Raw genomic sequence first — 8,237 nt, forward strand, 5'->3', positions numbered from 1 at the left:
CTAAATAAACTCTAAAAGTGAAGTAAAACTAATCAATCTGACCTTAGAACGCTAATTATGAGCTAATTAAACAAAAGGGAGCATTTTTGTGAGGAGATTAAAAAGTTACGATAATTTTTCAAATTTCAACAGAATTTTCTTCTTTGAATTTTTAAGTGTAGAAATGATTCTTTTTTTACATTATAAATTTTAATAGGAAAGAATCTTATAACCTATTGGGTGTAACTCTATCTTAATGTTTATTCAAAATCACTTTCTCACCCTGAGACTCAAGAAAATATTTTTTTTCAAACGGCGGTAATGACATAGAACTGAGATTTAATGGGATTCTATTTAAATTAATAAATTTATGATAGTGAAGTAATTATAAAAGATGTCAATGGTAACACAGTCGGAGTGCGAGACCTCTTTTATATTTCTAATAGCAGCTTCTTAAATCAAAAAATTTAGATAAAAGCTTTCCACGCGGATGGTTTTTTTCATAGAAAAACAGATAGTTGAAGAAAGATTATTGATACATTTGGAATTAAGGGTAATGCTTTATTCTCCCTAGCTTAATTTTATATCCGATGACGATTAGCTTGTTGGGTTTGTTTTAAAAAATCAGTGAAATTAACGCAACGAGGCAACCGGATTCTTGGTAGCACGGCAGAACAACGAAAAAATATGTTATTTTTAATTCCTTTAAAAGAATGTATCATGAGCAAAACCAAGTTGAATGTTAATGAACTATTACACGTTTTTAAAAACTTAACCTATGGTAAGAAATAAAAAAATCAATGTTAAGGGCACTGAAATCACCATTTTTGCTCAGAATGAAACGGATTTTATTAGCCTTACCGATATGACAGAAGGCTTTAAGGAAGGTAGTGGCTTGATCGGGAAATGGATTACCAATAAAAATACGTTAGAATATTTAGGGATTTGGGAAAAAATAAACAATCCTAATTTCAATTACCCCGAATTCGGGGTAATTGAACAAGATGCAGGAGTCAATAGGTTTGTTATGTCTGTAGGTCAATGGGTTGAAAGAACTCAAGGAAAAGGAATGATAGTAAAAGCTGGGAGATATGGAGGCACTTATGCACACAAAGACATTGCATTGCATTCCATTTCGCTATGTGGCTCAGTCCCGAATTTCAAATTTATTTAGTCAATGAGTTCCAGCGTTTAAAAGAAGACGAAAATAGCCGTCTCAAACTCGAATGGAATTTTCAACGAACATTAACGAAAGTAAACTATCACATTCATACAGATGCAATCAAAGATAATTTGATTCCTAATACACTTAGTAAAGCCCAGATTTCACTCGTTTACGCCGTTGAAGCTGATGTTTTGAATATGTCTCTTTTTGGCAAAACTGCTAAACAAGGGCGTGATGAAAATCCTGACAAAAAAGGAAATGTCCGTGACGATGCTACCATAGAACAGTTGGTAGTTTTGTCTAATATGGAAAGCACGAATGCTTTATTAATTCACCAAGGAATGGAACAAAGCGAACGACTCATTCAGCTCAATCAAATGGCAATTACCCAAATGAAATCATTGTTAACTCATAACACTTCTATAAAAAAATTGAAATGAAGAAAAGCAATAAGCCGTCAAGAATGTTTTATCTGGTGGTAAAAACACCCAATGTAAACTTAACCCGACGCAGATTTTAACCATTAGATACGTTTGGTAGAATCATAAAATTTTAAGAGAAACAGGGGAGTTGAAGAAAGATTTTTGATACCCCCGCTCTCGCGCGATTGTATCGCGTTATTTTCTGCACCTTAAAGCAGTAACCACTTTTATGGTTAACCATACTTTGTTTAGTTTAGTGTTCGTTCATATATACCTCGAAACTCAGTAAACATTACAGACCATTCAATATTTTTAATTCTGAAACTCTGAAAAACTACTATCTTTGGAATATGAGTCGTTATTATAAGCCAGCCTGCCGGCAAACAGGTTTCATAATCCAGTAGAGGTAGATTTGGTTTATAGATTTCAAGATTATGTTTATAGCAGTGCTTCAGATTATGCAGATGAAAAAGCTTTACTGAACCATATTGTAGTCTTCCGCTATTATGGTTAATTCGGAAATGAACGCGATGCAATTGCGCACCAGCGGGGAATGATGTTTCAACTATAAATAAGAGACTACGGAAAAAAAAAGAATCATTATGAAAATTTATTTTGCATTAATTACAGCCTTTATTGTCTGTACATCTTGCGCCCAACAAAAGAAGAAAAACGATGTTGCGCTTAAAACCGAAGCCCAATCTTACAAAATTGAAAAAGTTGTAACAGACCTGTCAATTCCTTGGGGAATGACTTGGCTTCCCGATGGAAGTATGCTCATAACTGAAAAAGAAGGTCGTTTAGTCCATTTTCAAAATGGTAAGAAAACTGAAATCGCAAACGTTCCCAAGGTTTATAACAACGGGCAAGGCGGCTTGCTAGATATTGAGTTACATCCGGATTATACCGAAAATGGTTGGATCTATATTACTTACGCTTCAGAAGAAGGCTCAGAAAAAGGAGGTCACACCGCTTTAACACGCTGTAAACTAGACGGCGATTCACTATCAAACATTGAAACCCTTTATAAAGCTGAACCGAATACCACAGCTGGTCAGCATTTTGGTTCGCGTATTGAATTTGACAACGACGGGTTTTTATATTTCTCCATTGGTGAACGTGGTGATCGGGAGGTTAATCCACAGGATATAATGCGCGACGGCGGTAAAATTTATAGATTGAACGATGATGGAAGCATCCCAAAAGACAATCCATTCTATAATGAACCGAACGCAAAAAAAGCAATTTTCACCTACGGAAACCGGAATCCGCAAGGCATTGCAAAGCATCCGCAAACCGGAAAAATATGGATGCACGAACACGGGCCAAAAGGTGGCGACGAAATAAATATTGTTAAAAAAGGTGCTAACTACGGCTGGATGACGGTTACTTATGGGGTTAATTATAGCGGCACAACCATTACCGACGAAACTACGCGTCCAGGGATTGAACCTCCTATTTACTATTGGGTTCCATCAATTGCTCCCTGCGGAATGGATTTTGTTACGGGAAATAAATATCCTGACTGGGAAGGAAAATTATTGGTAGGCTCGTTAAAGTTTGGCTATGTTGAGTTACTTACTTTAGAAGGAGAAAAAGTTACACACCGCGAAAAAATTGCTCAAGATATCGGGCGTGTTCGAAATGTAAAAATGGGTCCAGATGGGTTCATTTATATCGCCGTAGAAGGACAGGGAATATTCCGATTGATACCTTAATAAAATATCAACTTTCAACGTTTACTTACACCTACAAGAAGCCCCGCAAAAATTTACGATTGGGTTTCCAGCATTTTCATTGCCTTAATACAAAACTTCAAAATCATTCAGTTTATAATCTGTAATTCCGTTATTCCTGAAAGTTTCTTGATACGCAATCCATAACTCCAATTTATCGCTATCATTCATGTCTTTCCATTGCTGTAAATGACAGTTTACTTTAAATAGATCTAGATCGGTATATTTTTTCTAATATCCGCATTTTAAATATTTGCTTGGAAGCGTCAATAATATCATCTTTGCACCCGAAAAACTAAACATGCTAATTAAAAAAAGAACATGCCAATTAAAAAAAGAAGGTAGAATAAAATGACATTTCACCTTCAAATTCAGGGGCTATTTTATTGAAAACACAGCTAATACAAATGATAATCGAAAACAAGCAAAAAGTTCTCAAACACACTTTTACTAAGAATAACACAACAAAAATACGATAATACTCCTTTTACCGTAACACCTTAAAGATAATATTAGTATTTTTGTAGTCCCAAATCAAAATTAGCACTGTTGAAAAGCCGTATACTATTTTATGCCATTTCACTGTTTTGTGTTTTTTCGATGGCTTCCCAACAAGGGAGAAATTTTAAATTCAGTAAAAACTTTATATCTGCTGTAAAGTTATTGAATTTAGATGAAAAAAAGTCACTCAAATTCACAGACTCATTACTCCTAGAAGCTTCTACACCTTATGAAGTCGTGGAATCAAAAATGATTTCGGCTTATATCTGGAGTAATTGTGGGATATATAAAAAATCTATAAAAGTGGCTTCCAATTGCCTCGAAATGGTTTCTGATAATCAAGATTATTATTCAAAAGCCCTTATTGAGCTGTTTCTAGCAAAACAATATCGTGAAGTAGATCTTTCACTTTTAGAAAAGAAATATATCGATGACGCCGAAAAAACCATTTCATCATTACCACTAAACAAATATACTTATTGTTTGAAGGGCGAATTGCTTATTGAAAAAAGCAGGCTATTGCAAGGACAGTTAAAAAACAAAGAAGCTATTGCTTTATTAAAACGTTCTAAATCACTATTTAAAAGCTCCGCGAGTAACGAGGAGGTTAAAAATAAATATCTATTCGTAGTAAATGATTTACTCGGAGGCTCTTACCATAATATTGGGGATAATTCCCAATCACTATTTCATTATAAAGAAGCATTGAAAAACGCCCAGCTTGGCAATATAATTGACAAGTATAGATATGCTAGAATTTACAATGGAATGACCAGCGCTTATCTTGATATGAAAGATTTATCTAAAAGTGAAGTGTATTTACAAAAAAGCTTAAAATTATCTGAAAACTCAAATAACTATTCAAACAAGCTTTCCATTTATTCCAATGCTATGAAGTTTTATGAGCTCAAAAACAATTTGGATAGTTTATCAGATTATTCAAAAAAATACATCTCTGAGTTAACCACCTTGAATGCAAATCATAAAAATGCACTAAAGTTTAAAATTTCACAAAGTAGGGATGAAAAATTAGATGTTAAAACCACTATCTACCCATATTTAGCCGCAGGCTTACTTATTATAATCATCGTAATTTTTATAACTAATAATGGTTTAAAATAGACCTTCTCGTTAAATGGGAGCCTTAAAGCTATTAACGACGTACAATTAGAGGAAAATGAAGATGCCGAGGACAACAAGAACGAGCATAGTAATAAAACTGTTCTACCAATCAATACTGAGCAAGAGTTATTAGCTAAGTTAGATAAATTTGAAAAGAAAAAAAAATACCTAAACTCCAAGATGACTATTGCCTTAATGGCTTCAAAACTACAAACAAATAGCAATTACATAAGATATATTCTGAAAAAGAAAAAGAACAAAAGCTATAACAACTATATAAACGAATTACGAATAGAATATATTATCGATAAATTGAAATCTGACCCCACTTATTTACAATTTAAGATTAGCCACTTGGCACAAGAATCTGGGTTTTCTTCACATAGTACATTTACCAAAACTTTTAAAAGTGTAGTAGGAATGTCTCCCTCCACATTTATAAAAGAAGTCTCTTCAAAATCACTGTAAATTTCGTCTAAATATTGTCTTATATAATATAATTATAGGTCAATTTTTATGAATATATCTTCAATAACAGTATTTACCTCCCTTTATGAAGGGCTACAGCAAGAGTATTTAATATTTTTTATAACAATTTGATAATCAGGCATTTATAGGGTTCAAAAATTTGTCGTATTGTAACAAACGACAAGTGTAGGAGCAAGAGATTGGTTATTTATTCAATAGGTTTGCAATAAAATGATATCAATCATATAACTGTCTTATGAAAAAAATTTTACTCTTTCTTTTATTGTGTACAAGCAGCATTTATGCCCAAGTAGGTATTGGAACGGATGCTCCAAACCCTTCAACACAACTAGAAATAAAATCTGCAAATCGGGGTGTTTTAATTCCTCAAGTTCCACTTACAGGTAAAACAGACCAAACAACAATTAACGCAGGTAACCTTGAAAGTTTGTTAGTTTATAACACCAATACTAACGAAACGCTTACTCCAGGTTATTATTATTGGTTTGAAGGAAGTTGGAATAAATTATTAATAGACACCGATCTTCCAGACCATATTGTTTTTTGGGATATTGAAAACAACCAGTTTTATTATATAGATGAAAATGGAGATACGGTAACAATTAATATTGCTGACCTTGAAACTCTAACTTTACTAGGCCTTAATGATGATGGGCACACCTTAGAATATACAGATGAAGATGGAGTGGTAACAAGTATTGATCTTGAAACCATCATCGATAACTTTGAAACTCTTACAACTATTGCCGATAATGGCGATGGTACTTTTTCTTATACCGATGAAAACGGGAATACTACTACTATAGATGTTTCAAACCTTGAAACCTTAACTTCCTTAGCCTTAAATCCAGATGGTAAAACGCTAGAGTATATCGATGAAAATGGCGATTTAACTAGCATCGACCTTGAAACTATTATCGCTAACTACGAAACGGTAACAACCCTCATCGATAATGGCGATGGCACCTACATTTTCACCAATGAAGCAGGTGAAACTACGCTTGTAGATGTTGTGGGCGAGGTAATAACAAACATCCAAAACCAAGGCGATATTTACAATGAAATAGTATCTATTGTCATTGCCAACTCAGATATTTTCGTTGACAATGGCGACGGAACTTTTACGCATACCACTGTTGATGGCGACGTAGTAACTTTTGATGCCAACACAACCACTATGGTAAACAATGGCGATGGAACTTACGTGTTTACAAATGCTAATGGCGATTCAGTTACTGTTGATGTAATTGGTGATGTAGTAACAAACATCCAAAACCAAGGCGATATTTATAATGAAATAGTATCTATTGTCATTGCCAACTCAGATATTTTCGTTGATAACGGTGACGGAACTTTTACACATACCACTGTTGATGGCGACGTAGTAACTTTTGATGCCAACACAACCACTATGGCAAACAATGGCGATGGAACTTACGTGTTTACAAATGCTAATGGCGATTCAGTTACTGTTGATGTAATTGGTGATGTGGTAACAAACATCCAAAACCAAGGCGATATTTATAATGAAATAGTATCTATTGTCATTGCCAACTCAGATATTTTCGTTGATAACGGTGACGGAACTTTTACACATACCACTGTTGATGGCGACGTAGTAACTTTTGATGCCAACACAACCACTATGGTAAACAATGGCGATGGAACTTACGTGTTTACAAATGCTAATGGCGATTCAGTTACTGTTGATGTAATTGGCGATGTGGTAACAAACATCCAAAACCAAGGCGATATTTATAATGAAATAATAACAATGCTTGAGGGGCAATATGGTAACGTTGTTTACAACCCTACTACAAACACATTTTATTATATAGATGAAAATGGTGATCAACAAGAAATTGACTGGTCAGACTTAAATACAGTAAACACAAGCTTTACATTAGAAGGTGACCAATTAATAATCACTGACTCCAACGGGGATACCGTGGAATTAGCAGTTGAAGAAATTGCAAACAACAGCACATTCATTACTACCATTACGTCTAATCAAGAGTTTATAGACGAAATCATTAACCTGATCGATTTAAATGAAACTGTAACTAATATAGTTGATAACGGAGATGGCACAATAACATATACAAATGAGGACAATGTTAGTGTAACTATTGACTTAACTGAAGGGCCACAAGGACCAGCAGGAGAAGACGGAAAATCTGCTTACGAAATTGCAGTTGAAAATGGGTTTGTAGGTACCGTAGCTGAATGGCTAGAATCTTTAATTGGAGCTGACGGCCAAGACGGTGCTGACGGTGCTGATGGCTCTGTTATAACAATCGAAAACGGAAACTGGTATATTGATGGCGTTGACACAGGCGTACAAGCAGGAGGACAAAACGGTGAAGACGGAGCAACTCCTGAAATTGGAACCAATGGAAACTGGTGGATTGATGGTGTTGACACTGGCGTAAAAGCGCAAGGTGAAGACGGAAAATCTGCATTCGATATTGCTGTAGATAATGGATTTGTAGGAACAGAAACAGAATGGCTAGCCTCTTTACAAGGTGCTGATGGTGCTGCCGGACAAGATGGTGCTGATGGTACTGATGGAAAATCTGCTTACCAGGAATGGTTAGATGCTGGAAACACAGGATCAGAACAAGACTTCCTAGATTCATTAATCGGTGCTGATGGTGCTGATGGCTCTGTTATAACAATCGAAAACGGAAACTGGTATATTGATGGCATTGACACAGGCGTACAAGCAGGAGGACAAAACGGTGAAGACGGAGCAACCCCTGAAATTGGAACCAACGGAAACTGGTGGATAGATGGTGTTGACACTGGCGTAAAAGCGCAAGG

6 protein-coding genes are annotated in these 8,237 nt (G+C 35.1%); all 6 read left to right on the top strand.

Annotated elements, in window-relative coordinates:
- Positions 1-757 precede the first annotated feature (757 nt).
- A complete protein-coding gene (locus QPK98_RS15735) occupies positions 758-1,153 on the top strand; it encodes a KilA-N domain-containing protein (RefSeq protein ID WP_435373098.1) in 396 nt (131 codons plus the stop codon).
- Positions 1,120-1,584 (top strand): hypothetical protein, encoded by a 465-nt coding sequence (locus QPK98_RS15740; protein ID WP_435373099.1) that lies wholly within the window; start codon positions 1,120-1,122, stop codon positions 1,582-1,584. The genes QPK98_RS15735 and QPK98_RS15740 overlap by 34 nt, the downstream gene beginning before the upstream one ends.
- Before the next feature lie 584 nt (positions 1,585-2,168).
- A complete protein-coding gene (locus QPK98_RS10475) occupies positions 2,169-3,284 on the top strand; it encodes a PQQ-dependent sugar dehydrogenase (protein ID WP_310993266.1) in 1,116 nt (371 codons plus the stop codon).
- Between the two features lie 681 nt (positions 3,285-3,965).
- A complete protein-coding gene (locus tag QPK98_RS10480; RefSeq protein WP_310993267.1) occupies positions 3,966-4,925 on the top strand; it encodes a tetratricopeptide repeat protein in 960 nt (319 codons plus the stop codon).
- Between the two features lie 180 nt (positions 4,926-5,105).
- Positions 5,106-5,393, top strand: a complete 288-nt coding sequence (locus QPK98_RS10485) for a helix-turn-helix domain-containing protein (RefSeq protein ID WP_310993268.1) — start codon at positions 5,106-5,108, stop codon at positions 5,391-5,393.
- Positions 5,394-5,649: 256 nt separating this feature from the next.
- Positions 5,650-8,237: phage tail-like protein (locus tag QPK98_RS10490; protein WP_310993270.1), on the top strand; the 2,588-nt coding region annotated here is incomplete at its 3' end.

It is taken from the genome of Aequorivita marina, from assembly GCF_031631895.2.
Taxonomy (GTDB): domain Bacteria; phylum Bacteroidota; class Bacteroidia; order Flavobacteriales; family Flavobacteriaceae; genus Aequorivita; species Aequorivita marina.

Excerpts from the sequence above, each read along its gene's own strand:
- QPK98_RS10475 (WP_310993266.1), top strand. The coding sequence starts at position 2,169 with ATGAAAATTTATTTTGCATTAATTACAGCCTTTATTGTCTGTACATCT.
- QPK98_RS15735 (WP_435373098.1), top strand. The coding sequence starts at position 758 with ATGGTAAGAAATAAAAAAATCAATGTTAAGGGCACTGAAATCACCATT.
- QPK98_RS10485 (WP_310993268.1), top strand. The coding sequence starts at position 5,106 with ATGACTATTGCCTTAATGGCTTCAAAACTACAAACAAATAGCAATTAC.
- QPK98_RS15740 (WP_435373099.1), top strand. The coding sequence starts at position 1,120 with ATGTGGCTCAGTCCCGAATTTCAAATTTATTTAGTCAATGAGTTCCAG.